15 protein-coding genes and 1 rRNA gene are annotated in these 17816 nt (G+C 71.0%); 6 read left to right on the top strand and 10 right to left on the bottom strand.

Annotation, left to right across the window (positions count from 1 at the left end; all coding sequences use genetic code 11):
- Both AC061S_RS21255 and AC061S_RS21250 read right to left on the bottom strand, forming a co-directional pair.
- Positions 1–204, bottom strand: a 16S ribosomal RNA gene (locus tag AC061S_RS21255); the annotation flags it as partial.
- 551 nt (positions 205–755) lie between these two features.
- Positions 756–1397 carry a DNA-3-methyladenine glycosylase gene (locus AC061S_RS21250; protein WP_478687526.1) on the bottom strand — a complete coding sequence of 214 codons (642 nt, stop codon included), beginning with the start codon at positions 1395–1397 and terminating at the stop codon, positions 756–758.
- A gap of 142 nt (positions 1398–1539) precedes the next feature.
- On the opposite strand from AC061S_RS21250, the gene AC061S_RS21245 reads away from it, so the two are divergent.
- The 3 genes from AC061S_RS21245 to AC061S_RS21235 all read left to right on the top strand — a co-directional run bounded on the left by AC061S_RS21245 (position 1540) and on the right by AC061S_RS21235 (position 3589).
- Complete coding sequence (locus tag AC061S_RS21245; RefSeq protein ID WP_266909861.1) at positions 1540–2322, top strand: sporulation protein; 783 nt, start codon at positions 1540–1542, stop codon at positions 2320–2322.
- Positions 2323–2390: 68 nt separating this feature from the next.
- Entirely contained in the window at positions 2391–2924 is a 534-nt protein-coding gene (locus AC061S_RS21240) for a YbhB/YbcL family Raf kinase inhibitor-like protein (protein ID WP_478687525.1), read from the top strand.
- A 161-nt stretch (positions 2925–3085) separates the two neighbouring features.
- Complete coding sequence (locus AC061S_RS21235; RefSeq protein ID WP_478687524.1) at positions 3086–3589, top strand: HNH endonuclease; 504 nt, start codon at positions 3086–3088, stop codon at positions 3587–3589.
- Positions 3590–3668: 79 nt separating this feature from the next.
- Here AC061S_RS21235 and AC061S_RS21230 read toward each other — a convergent pair whose 3' ends face one another.
- The 4 genes from AC061S_RS21230 to AC061S_RS21215 form a co-directional block, all read right to left on the bottom strand.
- Entirely contained in the window at positions 3669–4439 is a 771-nt protein-coding gene (locus tag AC061S_RS21230; RefSeq protein ID WP_478687523.1) for a sulfite exporter TauE/SafE family protein, read from the bottom strand.
- Between the two features lie 90 nt (positions 4440–4529).
- Positions 4530–5516, bottom strand: a complete 987-nt coding sequence (locus AC061S_RS21225; protein WP_478687522.1) for an SPFH domain-containing protein — start codon at positions 5514–5516, stop codon at positions 4530–4532.
- A gap of 130 nt (positions 5517–5646) precedes the next feature.
- Positions 5647–6078, bottom strand: a complete 432-nt coding sequence (locus tag AC061S_RS21220; RefSeq protein ID WP_478687521.1) for an NfeD family protein — start codon at positions 6076–6078, stop codon at positions 5647–5649.
- 124 nt (positions 6079–6202) lie between these two features.
- Complete coding sequence (locus tag AC061S_RS21215) at positions 6203–6997, bottom strand: ABC transporter ATP-binding protein (protein WP_478687520.1); 795 nt, start codon at positions 6995–6997, stop codon at positions 6203–6205.
- A gap of 142 nt (positions 6998–7139) precedes the next feature.
- On the opposite strand from AC061S_RS21215, the gene AC061S_RS21210 reads away from it, so the two are divergent.
- Complete coding sequence (locus tag AC061S_RS21210) at positions 7140–7919, top strand: hypothetical protein (protein WP_478687519.1); 780 nt, start codon at positions 7140–7142, stop codon at positions 7917–7919.
- Between the two features lie 346 nt (positions 7920–8265).
- On the opposite strand, the gene AC061S_RS21205 is transcribed toward AC061S_RS21210, so the two are convergent.
- The 3 genes from AC061S_RS21205 to AC061S_RS21195 all read right to left on the bottom strand — a co-directional run bounded on the left by AC061S_RS21205 (position 8266) and on the right by AC061S_RS21195 (position 10449).
- Positions 8266–8511, bottom strand: a complete 246-nt coding sequence (locus AC061S_RS21205) for a chaplin (protein WP_243338617.1) — start codon at positions 8509–8511, stop codon at positions 8266–8268.
- Positions 8512–8639: 128 nt separating this feature from the next.
- Positions 8640–9299, bottom strand: a complete 660-nt coding sequence (locus AC061S_RS21200) for a response regulator (protein WP_478687518.1) — start codon at positions 9297–9299, stop codon at positions 8640–8642.
- Positions 9292–10449: a GAF domain-containing sensor histidine kinase gene (locus tag AC061S_RS21195; protein ID WP_478687517.1), complete on the bottom strand. Its 1158-nt coding sequence runs from the start codon at positions 10447–10449 to the stop codon at positions 9292–9294. The genes AC061S_RS21200 and AC061S_RS21195 overlap by 8 nt, the downstream gene beginning before the upstream one ends.
- A gap of 2308 nt (positions 10450–12757) precedes the next feature.
- On the opposite strand from AC061S_RS21195, the gene AC061S_RS21190 reads away from it, so the two are divergent.
- The gene (locus AC061S_RS21190) at positions 12758–13465 is read left to right on the top strand and encodes a transglycosylase SLT domain-containing protein (protein WP_478687516.1); all 708 of its coding nucleotides are present in this window, start codon (positions 12758–12760) and stop codon (positions 13463–13465) included.
- A 109-nt stretch (positions 13466–13574) separates the two neighbouring features.
- On the opposite strand, the gene AC061S_RS21185 is transcribed toward AC061S_RS21190, so the two are convergent.
- Positions 13575–16106, bottom strand: coding sequence for an ABC transporter ATP-binding protein/permease (locus AC061S_RS21185; protein WP_478687515.1), 2532 nt, complete (start codon positions 16104–16106; stop codon positions 13575–13577).
- Positions 16107–16537: 431 nt separating this feature from the next.
- Here AC061S_RS21185 and serB point away from each other — a divergent pair, with 431 nt between their 5' ends.
- Complete coding sequence (gene serB / locus AC061S_RS21180; RefSeq protein ID WP_478687514.1) at positions 16538–17737, top strand: phosphoserine phosphatase SerB; 1200 nt, start codon at positions 16538–16540, stop codon at positions 17735–17737.
- Positions 17738–17816 lie beyond the last annotated feature (79 nt).

Below are 17816 nucleotides of genomic sequence, written 5' to 3'. Positions count from 1 at the left end.
CTTTTAACCCCCGCCCATGCAGGCAGGAGTGTTATCCGGTATTAGACCCCGTTTCCAGGGCTTGTCCCAGAGTGAAGGGCAGATTGCCCACGTGTTACTCACCCGTTCGCCACTAATCCACCCCGAAGGGCTTCATCGTTCGACTTGCATGTGTTAAGCACGCCGCCAGCGTTCGTCCTGAGCCAGGATCAAACTCTCCATGAATGTTTACCCGTAATCGGGTGCACACGCACTTAGAGCGGGACAGTCATGTCGGAATAAGACCGACCGTCCACTGCGTCCTCGCTGTGTAATTGCCTGCAAGCATCACAGCCGAAGCCGCGACCTCACAGGTCTTTTTCAAAGGAACCTCATCCACCGAAATGGACGGGGTATCAACTTTTTGGCGTTGATTTTTGGCACGCTGTTGAGTTCTCAAGGAACGGACGCTTCCTTTGTTCCTGTCTCCAGGTCCTCCGGGCGCTTCCTTCGTTTCCAACTCTACCAGATCATTTCCGTTGTCTGCTTCTCGAAAGTTGCAGTCGACTGGATTTGAATTCGGTGACCGTTGGGGGTCTTTGCCTTTCGGCGCTCCACCACATTAGCGCTTATCCCGTGTGGCTCATAATCGGCCGTTCGGAATCGAATTCGGACATGCCGAATAGGACCCCGCCAGGGGTAAGTCGTAGGTAGTGGGTTGGCCGCTCTGGGGGTCTGCTGATAGCAGTGCCCCGTTCAAGCGGCTCGGGCTACGTTAGGCGTCCGCAGAGGCCGAGTCAAGTTGAGCGGCGGCGTGGCGCGTGGGCTCGGTACGGGCTCACCGTCGGGTCGTGGGTGATCCAGTAGCGGTACGGGTGCGCCGCGCCGGCGCCGCCCACTCCGGTGCGGGGGCCCTTGCTCAGCAGGTCCGGCGGGGCGGGGGTGCCGGCCAGCAGGGACAAGGGGGAATCCGGGCCCGTGCACAGGTCCGTGCCGTCCAGGGAGCGGTCCACGGCCAGGGCGGTGGCCAGGCGGGCCGGGCCTTTGGCCAGTTCTCGGTCGGATCTGGCTGAAACTCGGCGTTTGCGGGCAAGATCCGTACCCACGGTGATCTCCCCCGCCCGGAGCAGGACACCGCTCGCGTGGCCGGGCGGGCCGCAGACCACGTTGAGGCTGAACCACATGCCGTAGATGAAGTAGACGTACGCGTGTCCGGGTGGACCGAACATCGACGCGTTGCGCGCCGTCCGGCCGCGGTAGGCGTGGGAGCCCGGATCGGCTTCCCCCTCGTACGCCTCCACCTCCGTGATGCGCAGTTCCACGGGGCCTTCCGGGGTGCGGCGGACCAGGGTGCGGCCGAGGAGGTCCGGGGCCACGGTGAGGACCGGGCGGTCGAAGAAGGACCGGGGCAGGGGCGTACGGTCGGGGCGCGCGCTCATCCAGTCGAGCGTAGTGGACTGCGTACTCCTGCAACCGGGGCCTAAGGTTCCGCGTTTGTAGGGGTAGTCCTGCACCCGTCGCGCGGGGCTGGTCGAGCAGAACTTTTTCGAGCACGTCGTATACGTATAGGGGAGTCAGAGCATGGGGTTCAGGAAGCTGTTCGCGAGCCTGGGTGCCGGTGGTGCTTCGGTCGACACGGTCATCACCGAGCCGAACGTCGTGCCGGGCGGGATCGTCCAGGGCGAGGTGCGGATCCAGGGCGGGTCCGTGGAGCAGCAGATCGAGGGGCTGTCCGTAGGGCTCCAGGCGCGGGTGGAGGTGGAGGGCAACGACCAGGAGTACAAGCAGGACGTGGTCTTCACCAAGCAGCGTCTCGGTGGTGCCTTCCAGGTGCAGGCGGGCGCGCTGCACGTGGTGCCGTTCGGGCTGGAGATCCCCTGGGAGACGCCGATCACCCACTTCGGGGGGCGCCAGCTTCCCGGGATGAACATCGGGGTCAGCACGGAGCTGGAGATCGCGCGCGCGGTGGACGCCGGCGACCTCGACGCGATCAACGTGCACCCGGTGCCGGCGCAGCAGGCGATCCTCGACGCCTTCACGCAGCTGGGCTTCTCCTTCCGCAGCGCCGACATGGAGCGCGGGCACATCCGCGGGACGCGGCAGACGCTGCCGTTCTACCAGGAGATCGAGTTCCTGCCGCCGTCGCAGTACCGGGGGCTGAACCAGGTCGAGCTGACCTTCGTCTCCGACGGGCGCGAGATGGACGTGGTCCTGGAGATGGACAAGAAGCCGGGTCTGTTCAGCGAGGGCAGCGATACCTTCCGCTGCTTCCAGGTGGGGCTGCAGTCCTACCAGGGCACCGACTGGGCGGCCTACCTGAACCAGTGGATCTCGTCGGTGGGTTCGCAGCGCAACTGGCTCTGAGCGGATCTAGGCTCGGTGCCGGTACAGGTACCGGTCAGCGTCGACTCAACCCAGCAGGAGGTTCCGCAGTGGCCGAGCAGAGCAGGGCGCCGCTCCCCCACGATTTCCATCCGGCGGTGCACGCGTTCACCGTGAGCAGCGCGGACCTGGAACCCGGGGCCGATCTGGGGCCCGCCCAGGTGCTGTCCGGTGGGAACGTGTCGCCGCACCTGCGGTGGGAGGGATTCCCGGAGGCGACGAAGAGCTTCGCCGTGACCTGCTTCGACCCGGACGCGCCGACGGGGAGCGGGTTCTGGCACTGGGTCCTCTTCGACCTGCCGGTCTCGGTCACCGAGCTGCCGGCGGGAGCTGGCTCGGATAAGTTCGAGGGGCTGCCCGCCGGGGCCGTGCACGTACGCAACGACTACGGCACCCAGGACTTCGGCGGGGCGGCTCCCCCGGCCGGGGAGCGGCACCGGTACGTGTTCACCGTGTACGCCGTGGACGAGGAGAAGCTCGGTCCGGGGGCGGACGTGTCGCCGGCCGTCGTCGGGTTCAATCTGCGGTTTCACGCGCTGGGGCGTGCGCAGCTCATCGGTGAGTACGAGGCTCCCGCGGGCTGAGCGTTCCGCGCTTCGTTCTCCGAGCGTTTGCCCGGTCCTGGTCTAAAGACGGCCAGGACCGGGCATTTTTATTGCGTTGTCCCGCGTGGCGCGCGCGACCAGAGTGGTTGCGGGCCTTGCCGCCAGGGTGGTCGCGGGCCTGCACACGGGAGGTGGGCGAGATGCGGGACACGCTGGTGCTCAACGCGAGCTTCGAGCCGCTGTCGACGGTGACGATGAACCGGGCGGTGGTCCTGGTGCTCCAGGACAAGGCCGTGGTCGAACAGGCGCATCCCGAGTTCCGTGTGCGCGCGGCCACGATGGATCTTCCGTTGCCGCGGGTGATCAGACTCTGCAGGTACGTCCGGGTGCCCTTCCGGAGACATGCTCCCTGGTCACGGAGGGGGGTGTTGATCCGGGACCAACACCGGTGCGCGTACTGCGGGAAGCGCGCGACGACCGTGGACCACGTACTGCCGCGGGCTCAGGGGGGTGGGGACACCTGGCTGAACACGGTGGCCTCCTGCTCCGAGGACAACCACCGCAAGGCGGCCCGGACACCGGAGGAAGCGGGGATGCCACTCCTCCGGAAGCCCTTCGTTCCCTCGCCGGGCGACGCCATGCTGCTCGCGCTGGGGGTGGGCGGGCAGGAGGCGCTGCCGGAGTGGCTGGAGCGTTCCGCGTAGGGCCGCGGATGATCGCGTAGGGCGGGCTCGGCCCGCCGGGTAGACGGCTGCGCTGGGCGACGTACGTTTTCTACGTCGCTCAGCGGAGCAGGAGCTGGACGATCGCGATGATCCCGACGGTCACGATGACGGTGCGCAGAACGGTGGGCGGCAGCCGGCGGCCGACCTTGGCGCCGAGCTGGCCGCCGATGGTGGAGCCGACCGCGATGAGCAGGACGGCCGTCCAGTCGAAGTCGGCGACGAAGAGGAAGAAGACGGCCGCGATGCCGTTCACCATCGCCGAGACGACGTTCTTCACCGCGTTGATCCGCTGGAGGTCATCGCGGAGCAGCAGGCCCATCAGGCCGAGGTAGAGCACGCCCTGGGCGGCGCCGAAGTAGCCCCCGTACGCGCTGGAGAACAGCATGCCCGACAGCAGCAGCGGGCCGCCGTCGGGGTGGCCGGTGTCGCCTCCCGCCGCCTCCTGGCGCCGGCGCAGGGCGGCGGCGAGCCGCGGCTGGAAGACGACGAGGACGAGGGCCAGGCCGATCAGGACGGGCACGATCGTGTCGAAGGAGTCCGACGGCAGGGTCAGCAGCAGGATCGCGCCGGCGAGTCCGCCGACGAGGGAGACGGCGCCGAGCCGGATGACGCGGGCGCGCTGGCCCTGGAGCTCCTTGCGGTAGCCGATGGCTCCGCTGATCGACCCGGGCACGAGGCCGAGGGTGTTGGAGACGTTGGCCGTGACCGGCGGAAGGCCGGTGGCCAGCAGCACCGGGAAGGTGATCAGGGTGCCGGAACCGACGATGGTGTTGATGGTGCCGGCGCCGATGCCGGCCGCGAAGACCGCGAGTGATTCCCAGATGGACATGGGCGGGGTCGTCCCCTTTGCATGAGTGAGTCGCCTCCCCGCCGTGAAGGTCGAGGGGCCTCACTGATCATGCAGGAGGGAACGGCCCGTTCAGTCGATGGGGGGCTGCTCGCGGCGTTCCGCGGCGTCCTTGTCGCGGGCGGCGGGGATGCCGCCGCCGTCCTTGCCGGCGTTCTGCGGGTTGAAGCCGGAGGCGGCGCCCATCGGGCCGAAGTTGCCCATCGCTCCGGAGAGGCCCTTGAGGGCGTCGCCGATCTCGCTCGGGACGATCCAGAGCTTGTTCGCGTCGCCTTCGGCCAGCTTCGGGAGCATCTGGAGGTACTGGTAGGCGAGCAGCTTCTGGTCGGCGTCGCCGGCGTGGATGGACTCGAAGACCGTACGGATGGCCTGGGCTTCGCCCTCGGCGCGCAGGGCGGCGGCCTTGGCGTCGCCTTCGGCGCGCAGGATGGACGACTGCTTCTCGCCCTCGGCGCGCAGGATCTCGGACTGGCGGACACCTTCGGCCTGGAGGATCGCGGCACGCTTGTCGCGGTCGGCGCGCATCTGCTTCTCCATCGAGTCCTGGATGGAGGTCGGCGGCTCGATGGCCTTCAGCTCGACGCGGTTGACGCGGATGCCCCACTTGCCGGTGGCCTCGTCGAGGACTCCGCGCAGGGCCGCGTTGATCTCCTCGCGGGAGGTCAGGGTCCGCTCCAGGTCCATGCCGCCGATGATGTTGCGGAGCGTGGTGACGGTGAGCTGCTCGATGGCCTGGATGTAGCTGGCCACCTCGTACGTCGCGGCCCGGGCGTCGGTCACCTGGTAGTAGATGACGGTGTCGATGTTGACGACCAGGTTGTCCTGGGTGATGACCGGCTGCGGCGGGAAGGGGACGACCTGCTCCCGGAGGTCGATCCGGTTGCGGATCGAGTCGATGAACGGGACGACGATGTTGAGGCCCGCGTTGAGGGTGCGGGTGTAGCGGCCGAATCGCTCGACGATGGCGGCGCTGGCCTGCGGGATCACCTGGATCGTCTTGACCAGTGCGATGAAGACCAGAACCACCAGAATGATCAGAACGATGATGATCGGTTGCATGCGGTTCCCCGTGCCCTTCCGGCTGTCTGTGCTGCCCCGTTCAGCGGAGTCTCGCAGACCCCGGGGCCGCGGGTCGGCTGCTTGCCCACATGTGGCGTGCACACAGGTGAGTTGCTCACGTGCTGGTTCGTCACATGACGACGGCGGTCGCCCCGTCGATCTCCACGACGTCGACGGACTGGCCCGGTTCGAAGGTGATGTCCGCGTCCAGGGAGCGTGCCGACCAGATTTCGCCGGCCAGCTTGATCCGGCCGCCGCCACTCGCGTCCACGCGTTCCAGGACCACGGCGCTGCGGCCCCTCAACGCGTCGACTCCGCTGCGGTGTTGGGGTTTCTGGTTGCGGTGCCGGTTGGCGATCGGGCGGACGACCGCGATGAGCGCGACCGACACGGCCACGAAGACCAGGACTTGGGCCACCACTCCCCCGCCGAGGGCCGCGGTGACGGCGGCCGCCACCGCTCCGGCGGCGAACATGCCGAACTCGGGCATCGCGGTCAGGACGAGGGGAATGCCCAGTCCGACCGCGCCGATGAGCCACCACACCCACGCGTCGATGTCCACATGGTCATGGTAGGTCGGGTGGGCGCGGTCCGGACAGGGTGCGGGAGGCCCGGCTGGGGCCTGTCGTCAAACTCCCGCCGTCGCCCGGGGCGGGCGGGAGTTGGACGACGGGCCCCAGCGCGGACTACCGCAGGGGCAGGCCCTGGGCGGTCCAGCGGTCGCTGTCGTTGCGCTCGACGACGAGCGGCAGGCCGAAGCAGAGGGAGAGGTTGCGGGAGGTCAGTTCGAGGTCGATGGGTCCGGCCGCGACCACCTTGCCCTGACGGATCATCAGCACGTGGGTGAAGCCGGGGGCGATCTCCTCGACGTGGTGCGTGACCATGACCATCGACGGGGCGAGCGGATCGCGGGCGAGCCGGCCGAGGCGTCGTACGAGGTCCTCGCGGCCGCCGAGGTCGAGACCGGCGGCGGGCTCGTCGAGCAGCAGCAGCTCGGGGTCGGTCATCAGCGCGCGGGCGATCAGGGTGCGCTTGCGCTCGCCCTCGGAGAGGGTGCCGAACTTCCGGTCGAGGTAGGGGGTCATGCCGAGGCGGTCGAGGAAGGCGCGGGCGCGCTGCTCGTCGATCTCCTCGTACTCCTCCTGCCAGGTGGCCGTCATGCCGTACGCGGCGGTGAGCACGGTCTCCAGCACGGTCTGGCGCCTGGGCAGCTTGTCGGACATCGCGATGCCGGCCATCCCGATGCGGGGGCGCAGCTCGAAGACGTCCACCTTGCCGAGGGTGCTGCCGAGGATGGTGGCGGAGCCCTTGGTGGGGAAGAGGTAGCTGGAGGCGAGGTTCAGCAGCGTGGTCTTGCCGGCGCCGTTGGGGCCGAGGATCACCCAGCGCTCCCCCTCCTTGACCGACCAGGAGACCTGGTCCACCAGAGCCCGGCCCTCGCGGACCACGGATACGTCCACCAGCTCCAGAACATCGCTCATGAGCGTGTTGTCTCCCCTTGCAGTCTCGGTTCGTCTGTGCGCCGCCCCGTCCGTGGGCGCAGCCCCAGGGGAAAACCTACGCCACTCGGGGAGGGGTCCGGGCGCGGGCCCTGGTCGCGGGGGCCGTCCGTAAAGTGGGGGGATGCTTTTCGAACCGCGTTCAGGGCGGCTGGCCGCCTGGGGGAACGCTCTGCTGTCAGGTCTCGTCTCGCCCGACGAGGCCGTGTTGTCGATCGTGGGCGAGGACTCGGTGCACCGGGTGGAAGGGCTGCCCGGGGAGTCCGGCCCGGTGGGACTCACGCTGGCGCTGGGCCGGCTGCGGGTGCTGGGGGTGACCGGGCTGCGGGTCGCGCTTCCGGCGCCGGGGCACCCGCTGGGGCTGAGCGGGCCGCCGGAGTTCAACGCGCGGGCGCTGGACGCCGAGGAGGCGGTCGTCGCGGTGGGTGCGGCGGTCGGGCTGGTGCCGGAGGTCCACGAGGCCGGACCCGCGGGTGACGTGCACGTGTCGGTGACCTGGCACTGCCTGCCGGTACGGGAGGCCCCGCCGGCGGACGTGCCGTCGCTCGGCGAGGCGGAACGGGAACTGGCGGAGGCGCTGGTCGAGGCCACGGTGGTGCTGACCCGGCTGGACGTGGCGGGATTCGGGCCGGTCGCGGACGCGGCGCTGTCCGCATACCGCGCGCGGACGGAGGCCGGGCGGGACGCGCTGGCGCCGGGGTATCCGGCGCGGGCGGTACGGGTCCTGTCGCTGGCGCAGCGGGTGGACCTGATGGTGTCGCTGGCGACCGAGCGGGGGCACGGGGCGGCGGTGGCGGCGTCGGAGATGGCCGCGCGGGCGGAGGCGTTGCGGCCCGTGGAGCGGGTCGCTCGGCGGGCGCTGGTCGCGGCGTACAACTCGGCCGTCGAGGAGCGGCTCCGCTAGTCGCCAGCCGCGGGGTGCGGGGTGCGGATTGCGGAGTGCGGGTGGGTGGATCGGGTGCGGCGCCGTTGCGCGAGCGTCCCCGGCTGCGCCGGGCCTTCCGGGGCTCCGCCCCGGACCCCGCGCCTCAAACGCCGGCGAGGCTGGATTTGCCCGACCGTGCCGGAAGACCACCGGGTGCGGTTCTCCGGGGCGGAAATGCATCGGCCCCGCTTCCCAGGGAGAGGGGGAAAGCGGGGCCGAGGTGTGTGGCCGCTACGCGGGCCCGACTGGCACACCGGACGGCGTCCGGCGCAGCGGGGCGAAGCCTGCGAAGCAGTGCGAGCGCCGCGCAGAAGAGGGGGTGGGGTCAGTTGTTGACGCCCGTGTTGCCCCAGGCGCCGTTGAGCAGGCCGATCACGTTGACCGAGTTGCCCACCACGTTCGCGGGGATGTGGACGGGGAGCTGGAGCTGGTTCCCCGCGGCCACGCCGGGCGAGTTCAGGGCCTCGCCCTCCGCCGACGCACCGCCGTGCGCCGAGGAGACACCCGCGCCGGCGGCGAGGAGGCCGCCCGCGATCATGGTGACTGCAGTGGCCTTCTTGAAGTTCTTCACGTTCTCGTCCTCCAGTACGTCTGCCGCGGCCAGCCGCCGCGGCACGTCATGAAGAACGCTCATCCGACGAACGGGATGCGCCATGTGGGCTACATACACCCGACCGTATGAATCACCGCCCGTATGACTCACTGCGCGATGCCGTGTCTGACCGCCCACAGCGCCGCCTGCGTACGGTCCGCGAGGTCCAGCTTCATCAGGATGTTCGAGACGTGTGTTTTCACCGTCTTCTCGGACAGGACCAGCGCGCGGGCGATCTCCCGGTTCGAGCGCCCGTCCGCTATGTGGTTCAGCACCTCGCGCTCGCGTTCCGTCAGGTTGCCGCCGCGGCCGGACGACGGGACGGGGCCCTCCTCGGCGAGCAGCGCTCCGGCGACCTCCGGCTGGAGGAGGACGTGGCCCGCGTACACCGAGCGGATGGCGGCGGCGAGGGCGTCGGGGTCGATGTCCTTGTACACGTAGCCGGCCGCGCCCGCGCGCAGGGCGGGGACCACCGTGCGCTGCTCGGTGAAGCTGGTGACGATCAGCACGCGTGCCGGGTTCGCCAGCGTGCGCAGGCGGCGCAGCGCCTCGATGCCGTCGGTGCCCGGCATCTTGATGTCCATCAGGATGACGTCGGGGCGCAGTTCCTCGGCGCGGTCGATGCCCTCGTCGCCGTCGGCGGCCTCGCCGACCACCTCGATGTCGTCCTGGACCTCCAGGAAGGTGCGCAGGCCCCGCCGGACCACTTGGTGATCGTCCACGAGCAACACCCTGACGCGGCCGTTACGGCCCGGTGTGTCAGCCACCGGGTACCTCCAGTTCGATCGTGGTGCCGGTGCCGGGCTCGGACCGCACGGTGAGGCGGCCGCCGACGCCGGCGGCCCGGTCCCGCATGGAGACCAGGCCGAGGTGCCGGCCCGCCCGGCGGACGGTGGGAGGGGAGAAGCCGGTGCCGTCGTCGGTCACCCGGAGCAGGGCTCCGCCGGTCTCCCGGCGGGTCAGGGTGACGTCGATCCGGTCTCCGGCCGAGTGGCGCAGGGCGTTGTGCAGGGCCTCCTGGGCCACGCGCAGAACCGCCTCCTCCTGGGCCGCGGGCAGGGCCCGTACGCCGTCGCAGGTGAAGGTGACCTGCGCGGTGTGGGCCCGGTCCAGGACACGGACCTGGTTGCGCAGGGTGGCGATCAGGCCGTCCTCGTCGAGGGCGGCGGGGCGGAGCTCCGTGACGGCCGCACGCAGTTCGTCGGCGGCCTCGGCCGCGAGGGTGGCGACCTGCTGGAGCTCGTCCTTGGCGCGGGCCGGGTCGCGGTCCACCAGGGCGGCGGCGGCCTGTGCGGTCAGGCGGAGCGAGAAGAGCTTCTGGCTGACCGCGTCGTGCAGCTCGTGGGCCAGGCGGGAGCGCTCCTCGGCGATGGTCAGCTCGCGGCTGCGTTCGTAGAGGCGGGCGTTGGTGAGGGCGATCGCCGCGTGCTGGGCGAGGAGGGAGAGGAGTTCCTCGTCCTCGTCGGTGAAGCCCGGCTTGCCGCCGGGGGTGCTCCGCTTGTTCGCGAGGAAGAGGGCGCCGAGGGTCTCCTCGCCGTCCCGGATGGGCAGCCCGAGGAAGTCGGACATGTCGGGGTGGGCGGCGGGCCAGCCCTCGAAGCGGGGGTCCTCGCGTACGTCGGCCAGCCGCTCGGGGCCGTCCTGGTGGAGCATCGCGGCGAGGATGCCGTGCTGGCGGGGCAGCGGGCCGATCGCCCGCCACTGCTCCTCGCTGATGCCGTCCACGACGAACTGGGCGAAGCCGCCGTGGTCGTCCGGGACGCCCAGGGCCGCGTACTCGGCGTCGAGCAGCTCGCGGGCCGAGGCCACGATCGTGCGCAGCACGTCGCGGACCTCCAGCCGGCGGCTCATGGCGAGCAGCGCGGTGCTCACGGCGGCCAGGCCGCCGCCGCGGGGGCCTCGGGGTCCGGAGTGCATGGCCTCACGGTACTCGCGGCGCCGGGGCGGGCGGATCGGGCCGGGGGCGTAGGACTTGCGGGGGGGCGGCCTAGGGCAAGGGGACCTGGCGGGGTGCGGCCCGTGGCCGGGACGGCGGGGGCGCGAAGGCCGGCGCGCGGTCATGGCGGGAGCGATGGTGTCCGAGGACTCCGGCGCAGCCGGGCACATCCGGCCCCGCCGGCGTTTGACGCGCGGGGACCCCCTGATACCCGCACCCGCGGCCGGCGGCTGGGCCGTCTCTTTCGGATCTTGCCTGGCCCGCGCCAGGGGCTGGGCCGGGCGGCGGACGGGTGCCGGCGGCGCGGGGCTGGGACCTGGTGCGGAGCGCACGGGGCACGGGCCCGCCGGCGGGGCCGGGGGGTGCTGCGGGGTGCGGGCGCGGGTCGCGGTGGCCGGGGAGGTGTCCTCGGGGGCGGAGCGGGTGGCGGCGCGGGGGCTGGGCGGGCTGGACCTGCTGGTGAACCACGCGGCTGTGCCGGGCGCGGAGACGCTGGTGCCGCTCGCGGTGCACCCTCTGCCGGTGGCGGTGCCTCGGGGGTTGGTCGAGGAGACGCTGCCGCTACCGCGGGCGGCGGGGCCCGATGACGGCGGTCTTGGCCGCAGAGGGCACGCCGGGCTGGGTGCGGACGCGGATGAGGCGATGGCCGAGCTCTGGAAGGGCCTGGGGAGGTCGTCGGGCCCGGAGGAGGTGGCTCCGCTGTTGCCCAGGCTGGTGGAGGAGCGGCCGGTGCGGCGGGGGGCCTTGCCGGGGTGGAGCGGTGAGCGGGGAGGGTGCCCGGGGATACGGGAGAAGGGACTGTATATAAGGGACATTCCGCCGGGTCTTGCGGCCCGGGTTCCCGCCGAGCGGCGGGGGCCGGGGCTGGGACGGGATTCGGTGCGGCCGCTGGTCCCGGAGAGCACCTCGGAGGTGTCGCTGCGTAGCCCTCCCGGAGCCGGCGGGGCTACTGCGGGGCGGGGCGGGCTGAGGCGCTCGGGGGCGGGCCGGTGGTGAACGCCTCGGCGACGCTGTCGGCCGCCGCGGACGGGCGGCTCGGCGGTGAGGGGCTCGTCGCGCGCTTCCCACTCGGGGCCAGGACGGCTGTCGAGCGGTGGGGGCTCCGGGACTGGGCCGCACGGGCCCGGCCCGGCCGGGGCCGCCGGACCGTCGCGGAGCTGTCGGGCGGGTGGCGCGTCGTACTGGAGGAGGCGTCGGCTCCGGGGGCGGGCCGAGCGAGGTGGGCGCGGCCTACACCGCGGGAGAGTGCCCCGCGAGGTGGTGGTGCGCTGCCGCGCTCGTCCGGGGCAGCCGATCCGGTCCGGCTACGCGGGGTAGGACCCAGCCGCTGTCGGCTACCGGGCGGTCTTCGCGGCGCCGCGGGCAGACGGGGCGGGTTCCGGCCGAGATGCCGAGCACGAGCCGGCCTGTCACTGCGGAGCTGGTGGCGGAGCCGGCGAGCCGGTGGGCTTGCCCCACCGAACCTGCACAGGGAGGCGGCGTCACTGGAGACCCACGAGCAGCCGCACCCGGAGCGGTAGGGGGTGCCGGCGGCCCCTGCCCGGCTGGCGCATGCCGCGAAGGCCACGGCCGGGAGGGCGATCGCCGCGGGGGCCACGGCGGGGCGGGCGCTGGTGCCGGGCCGCCCCGGGCGGGGCGGCACGTGCCGCCAGTGGGCTACGCCGTGCCGTACGCCGGATGCGAGGGCGGGGCCCGGGAAGGTGATCGTGGTGGGGACCACGGCGGGGCGGGCGCTGGAGTCGGGCCGCCAGGGGCGGGGCGGCACGTGCCAGGGGGTGGGGAAGTGTCGACAGAGGGCTATGCCGGGCTGTCGTGGCGCGGCGGCCGGGCTGTGGGGGCCCTGGGGCTCGATCCTGGCTGGTGCCGGGGGGGTGGCCGGGCGGGGGCGGACTGCGCGGGGACGGCTCAGTCGTAGCGAACCTGTGCCTTTGGCATGAGTTCTGGGACGTTCAACTGCTACTCAAGGATGAGAACCGTCACTGAACGGATTGCTGACGCAACGGTTGGTGAGATTGATACGTGACCGATGTGAGCCCGCGCATAGGACGCACATCACTTACGAAGCTGCCTAGTGGACGCATAAGGACCCTGTTAACGCTGGCTCGCGTGGTCTGGGCCCCGAAATCGGGGCTCGGCTCCGGCCCCTGATCCACTAAGCGGGATCGTACGTCACACCTTTGCCACAGGATTTTGCCACCGCTAAGAATTGCTCTCGCCGCACAGCGCCGCGGATCCCGGATCCGGCAGGCGCTTTCCTGCGGCCCCCGCTATTCGAAGAGGTTGCTACGCATGACCGAGACCAGCACTCCCGGCCACAGTCGTCGTCTGACGATGACGAAGGCGCACAAGCTTTCCATCGCCGGTGTAGCCACCCTGGGCGCCGCCGCCCTCGCCTTCTCCCTCGTACCGGCCAACGCCGCCGAGACGCAGACGGCCGTCGCCGCCGCTCCCGTCGCCTGGTCCAAGGTCGTCGACGGCGCGCAGACGCAGGCCGTGCAGCAGCACCTCACCGTTCAGCAGGTCGTCGCGGGCCAGCAGGCCAAGGTCGCGAAGGACGCCAAGGCCGCCAAGGCCGCCAAGGAGTCGGCCGCCAAGGCCAAGGCCGAGGCGGACGCGAAGAAGGACCGCGAGCAGAAGGCGGCCGCCAGCCGTTCCGCGAACCGCGCCCCGGTCTTCGCGAACAACCTGGACGGCTGGATCAAGGAAGCTCTCTTCATCATGAAGAAGGAGGGCATTCCGGGCACCTACGCCGGGATCCACAAGAACATCATGCGCGAGTCCAGCGGCAACCCGATGGCGATCAACAACTGGGACATCAACGCCCAGAACGGCATCCCCAGCAAGGGTCTGCTCCAGGTCATCGCCCCGACCTTCAAGGCGTACCACGTCAAGGGCACCAAGTTCGACCAGTACGACCCGGTCGCCAACATCGTCGCGGCCTGCAACTACGCGGCCGACCGCTACGGCTCCATGGACAACGTCAACAGCGCCTACTAGGCCTCTGGCGTCCTCCCCAGCCCCCCATGCGCCTCAGGGCGGCCCCGGTGTTCCGGAGCCGCCCTGAGGCGTTTCGTGCGTGCCCGCGTGCGTACGCGGAACCCTGCGCCTACTTGCCCGCGCGCATGACCTCGGGCTCGTGGCGGCGCAGCAGGCGCTGCACGGCGAAGCCGCACGCGACGCCGAGGAGCAGCAGGATCGTGATGTTCAGGCCCCACTGGCCGGCCGTGGCGTCCCAGAGCGGGTCGGTGTTGGTCGGGTTCTCCGCGTCCCACGGCGGCATGAGCACGCCGAGGTTCAGCGTGGTGCCGGCGGCGGCGATCGCCCAGCGGGACGGCATCAGCCAGGCGAACTGCTCCAGGCCCGGAGAGTCGTAGACCTGGAAGAGGATGCCGGTGAAGACGACCTGGACGATCGCGAACATGACGAGCAGCGGCATGGTCTTCTCGGAGGTCTTCACCAGCGAGGAGATCACCAGGCCGAACATCATGGAGGTGAAGCCGAGCGCGATGACCGACAGGCAGATCTCCACGGCCGGCGGCATCAGCAGGCCCTCGACGGGCAGGTCGCGCGGGTAGAAGCCGATCGCACAGATGATCACGCCCTGGATGGCCGTGATGAACCCGAGGACGATCACCTTCGACGCGAGGTACGCCGACCGGGACAGGCCGGTCGCGCGCTCGCGCTCGTAGATCACGCGTTCCTTGATCAGCTCGCGGACCGAGTTGGCCGCGCCGGAGAAGCACATGCCGACCGCGAGGATCAGCATGATCGTGCCGGCGTCGCCGTTGAAGCGGGACGGCGCCACGGGCGGCGCGAGTCCGAACTTCGCGGGGATGACGACGGAGACCACGCCCAGGACCGCCGGGAGGATCAGCATCAGCCCGATGAAGCCCTTGTCGGACGCGATGACCGACATGTAGCGGCGCATCAGCGTCCAGAGCTGGGAGCCCCAGCCCTGCGGCTTCGGCGGCCGGGTCTGCTGCACGGCGGGCTGCACCGACTGCGGGGCGACCGCGTCGATGTCGGCGGCGTAGAGCTGGTAGTGCTGCGAGCCCTTCCAGCGGCCGGCCCAGTCGTAGTCGCGGTAGCTCTCGAAGGCGGAGAACACATCGGCCCAGGTGGAGTAGCCGAAGAAGTTCAGCGCCTCGTCCGGCGGACCGAAGTACGCGACCGAGCCGCCCGGGGCCATGACCAGCAGCTTGTCGCAGATGGCCAGCTCGGCGACCGAGTGCGTGACGACGAGGACCGTGCGGCCGTCGTCGGCGAGGCCGCGCAGCAGCTGCATGACATCGCGGTCCATGCCCGGGTCGAGGCCGGAGGTGGGCTCGTCCAGGAAGATCAGCGAGGGCTTGGTCAGCAGCTCCAGGGCCACGGACACGCGCTTGCGCTGGCCGCCCGAGAGCGAGGTGATCTTCTTGTCCTTGTGGATGTCGAGCTTGAGCTCGCGCAGCACCTCGTTGATGCGGGCGGCGCGCTCGGACTCGGCGGTGTCGCCCGGGAAGCGGAGCTTGGCCGCGTACTTGAGGGCGGTGCTGACCTTCAGCTCCTTGTGCAGGATGTCGTCCTGCGGGACCAGGCCGATGCGCTGGCGGAGCTCCGCGAACTGCTTGTACAGGTTGCGGTTGTCGTAGAGGACGTCGCCCTGGTTGGCCGGGCGGTAGCCGGTCAGCGCCTTGAGGAGCGTCGACTTGCCGGAGCCGGAGGGGCCGATGACGCCGATCAGCGACTTCTCGGGGACGCCGAAGGTGACGTCCTTGAGGATCTGCTTGCCGCCGTCGACCGTGACCGTGAGGTGGCGGGCCGAGAAGGAGACGTCACCGGTGTCGACGAACTCCTCGAGGCGGTCGCCGACGATCCGGAAGGTCGAGTGGCCGACGCCGACGATGTCGTTCGGGCCGAGCAGCGCGGTGCCCGACTTCGCCAGCGGCTGGCCGTTGACGTAGGTGCCGTTGTGGCTGCCGAGGTCGCGGATCTCGAAGCGGCCGCCCGGCATCGAGTGGAACTCCGCGTGGTGGCGGGAGACCTGGAGGTCGGAGACCACCAGCTCGTTCTCCAGCGCACGGCCGATGCGCATGACGTGGCCCAGCGCGAGCTGGTGGAACGTCGTCGGGCTGCGGTGGTCGCCGTAGCCCGGGGTACCGCCGCCGCCCGGCTGCTGCTGGTGCTGCTGCTGCGGGAAGGGCTGCGCCTGCTGCTGCGGGAACGGCGGGGCCTGCTGGACCTGCTGTCCCCAGGGCTGCTGCGGCGCCTGCGGCTGCTGGGCCTGCGGCTGCTGCGCGTACGCCTGCGCGGGCGCCTGCTGCGCCACGGCCGGCTGCGGCGCCGGGGCGGCCGCGGCCGCGACCGCGACCGCGACCGGATTCAGCCGAGGGCCGTCGGTGGCGTTGCCCAGGTGCACCGGCGTGCCGGGCACGAGCTCGGCCTGCTGGACCCTCGCCCCGCGCACGTAGGTGCCGTTGGTGCTGCCGTGGTCCTCGATTCCCCAACCTCGCCCGTTCCAGGCGATGGTGGCGTGCCGCCACGACACCCGGGCGTCATCGATCACCACGTCTCCCTGGGGATCGCGCCCCAGCGAGTACGACCTGGACGGATCGAGCGTCCAGGTCCTTCCATTCAATTCCAGTACGAGTTCCGGCACTCCAGCCCCACTTAAGTCCCCCGAGAATCCCCCATGACGTCAGGGAGTCTAGGGATGGCGAACATCCGGGGGAACTATTTCAGGCGCACGGCCACAAGGGGAATCCGGGCCACGTGGCAGCGCCCTGAGAGGCCCGCCGAGGGGGGCGAAAGCGGTCCGGAAGGCGCGTTTCAGGACGTCCCGGCATCCCCCCTCCGGCCGGGGCGGAGGCACCGCTTCCCCCGGCGGGCGTGGCCTCCCGCCGTCCGGAGCGTTCCTCCCCCGGATCTCCACGCGCCCGGCGCACGCCCCGCGCGCGGCCCGCGCATGTCCACCACGTGTCCTGCGCACGTCCGCCGCGCGGCTCCCGCACGTCCGTACGGAGCGAAACGGTTCCGCCAGGTGGGACGGGGCTCCGTGCGCGCAGGCCGGGGAGATACGGTGAAGGCACCATGAGCGCTTCGCAGACCTCCGACGTCCCCACCCTCCTCGTCAAGATCTTCGGCAAGGACCGTCCCGGGATCACCGCCGGGCTGTTCGACACCCTCGCCGCCTACTCCGTCGACGTCGTCGACATCGAGCAGGTCGTCACCCGGGGCCGCATCGTCCTGTGCGCCCTCGTCACCCACCCGGCCGCAGGCACCGAGGGCGAGCTGCGGGCCACCGTCCACAGCTGGGCCGAGTCCCTCAAGCTGCAGGCCGAGATCCTCTCCGGTACCGGAGACAACCGGCCGCGCGGAAGTGGCCGTTCGCACGTCACCGTGCTCGGGCACCCGCTCACCGCCGAGTCCACGGCCGCCGTCGCCGCGCGGATCACCGCGACCGGCGGCAATATCGACCGCATCTTCCGGCTCGCGAAGTATCCGGTGACGGCGGTGGAGTTCGCCGTCTCCGGCACCGCGACCGAGCCGCTGCGCACCGCCCTGGCCACCGCCGCCGCGCAGATCGGCGTCGACGTGGCCGTGGTCTCGGCCGGGCTGCACCGGCGGGCCCAGCGCCTCGTCGTCATGGACGTGGACTCGACCCTGATCCAGGACGAGGTCATCGAGCTCTTCGCCGCGCACGCCGGCTGTGAGGCCGAGGTCGCCGAGGTGACCGAGCGGGCCATGCGCGGGGAGCTGGACTTCGAGCAGTCGCTGCACGCCCGGGTCGCGCTGCTGGCGGGGCTGGACGCCTCCGTGGTGGACAAGGTCCGCTCCGAGGTGCGCCTCACCCCGGGTGCCCGGACCCTGATCCGCACCCTCAAGCGCCTCGGGTACCAGGTGGGCGTGGTCTCCGGCGGGTTCACGCAGGTGACGGACGATCTGCGGGAGCGGCTCGGGCTGGACTTCGCCTCCGCCAACACCCTGGAGATCGTCGACGGCAAGCTGACGGGCAAGGTCACCGGCGAGATCGTGGACCGGGCCGGCAAGGCCCGGCTGCTGCGCCGCTTCGCCGCGGAGGCCGGCGTACCGCTGGCCCAGACGGTGGCCATCGGCGACGGTGCCAACGATCTGGACATGCTGAACGCCGCCGGGCTGGGTGTGGCCTTCTGTGCCAAGCCGGTGGTCCGCCAGGCCGCGCACACCGCGGTGAACGTGCCCTTCCTGGACGCCGTGCTGTACCTGCTCGGGATCACCCGCGAAGAGGTCGAGGCCGCCGACCTGGCCTGACGAGGACGGCTGATCCCCGACGCCTACGCCGACGGAGCGGGCCCCGGCACTGTGGAAGTGCCGGGGCCCGCTCCGTCGG

This window comes from Streptomyces sp. CA189, from assembly GCF_056428985.1.
This window is presented reverse-complemented; position numbering and strand designations above follow the sequence as displayed.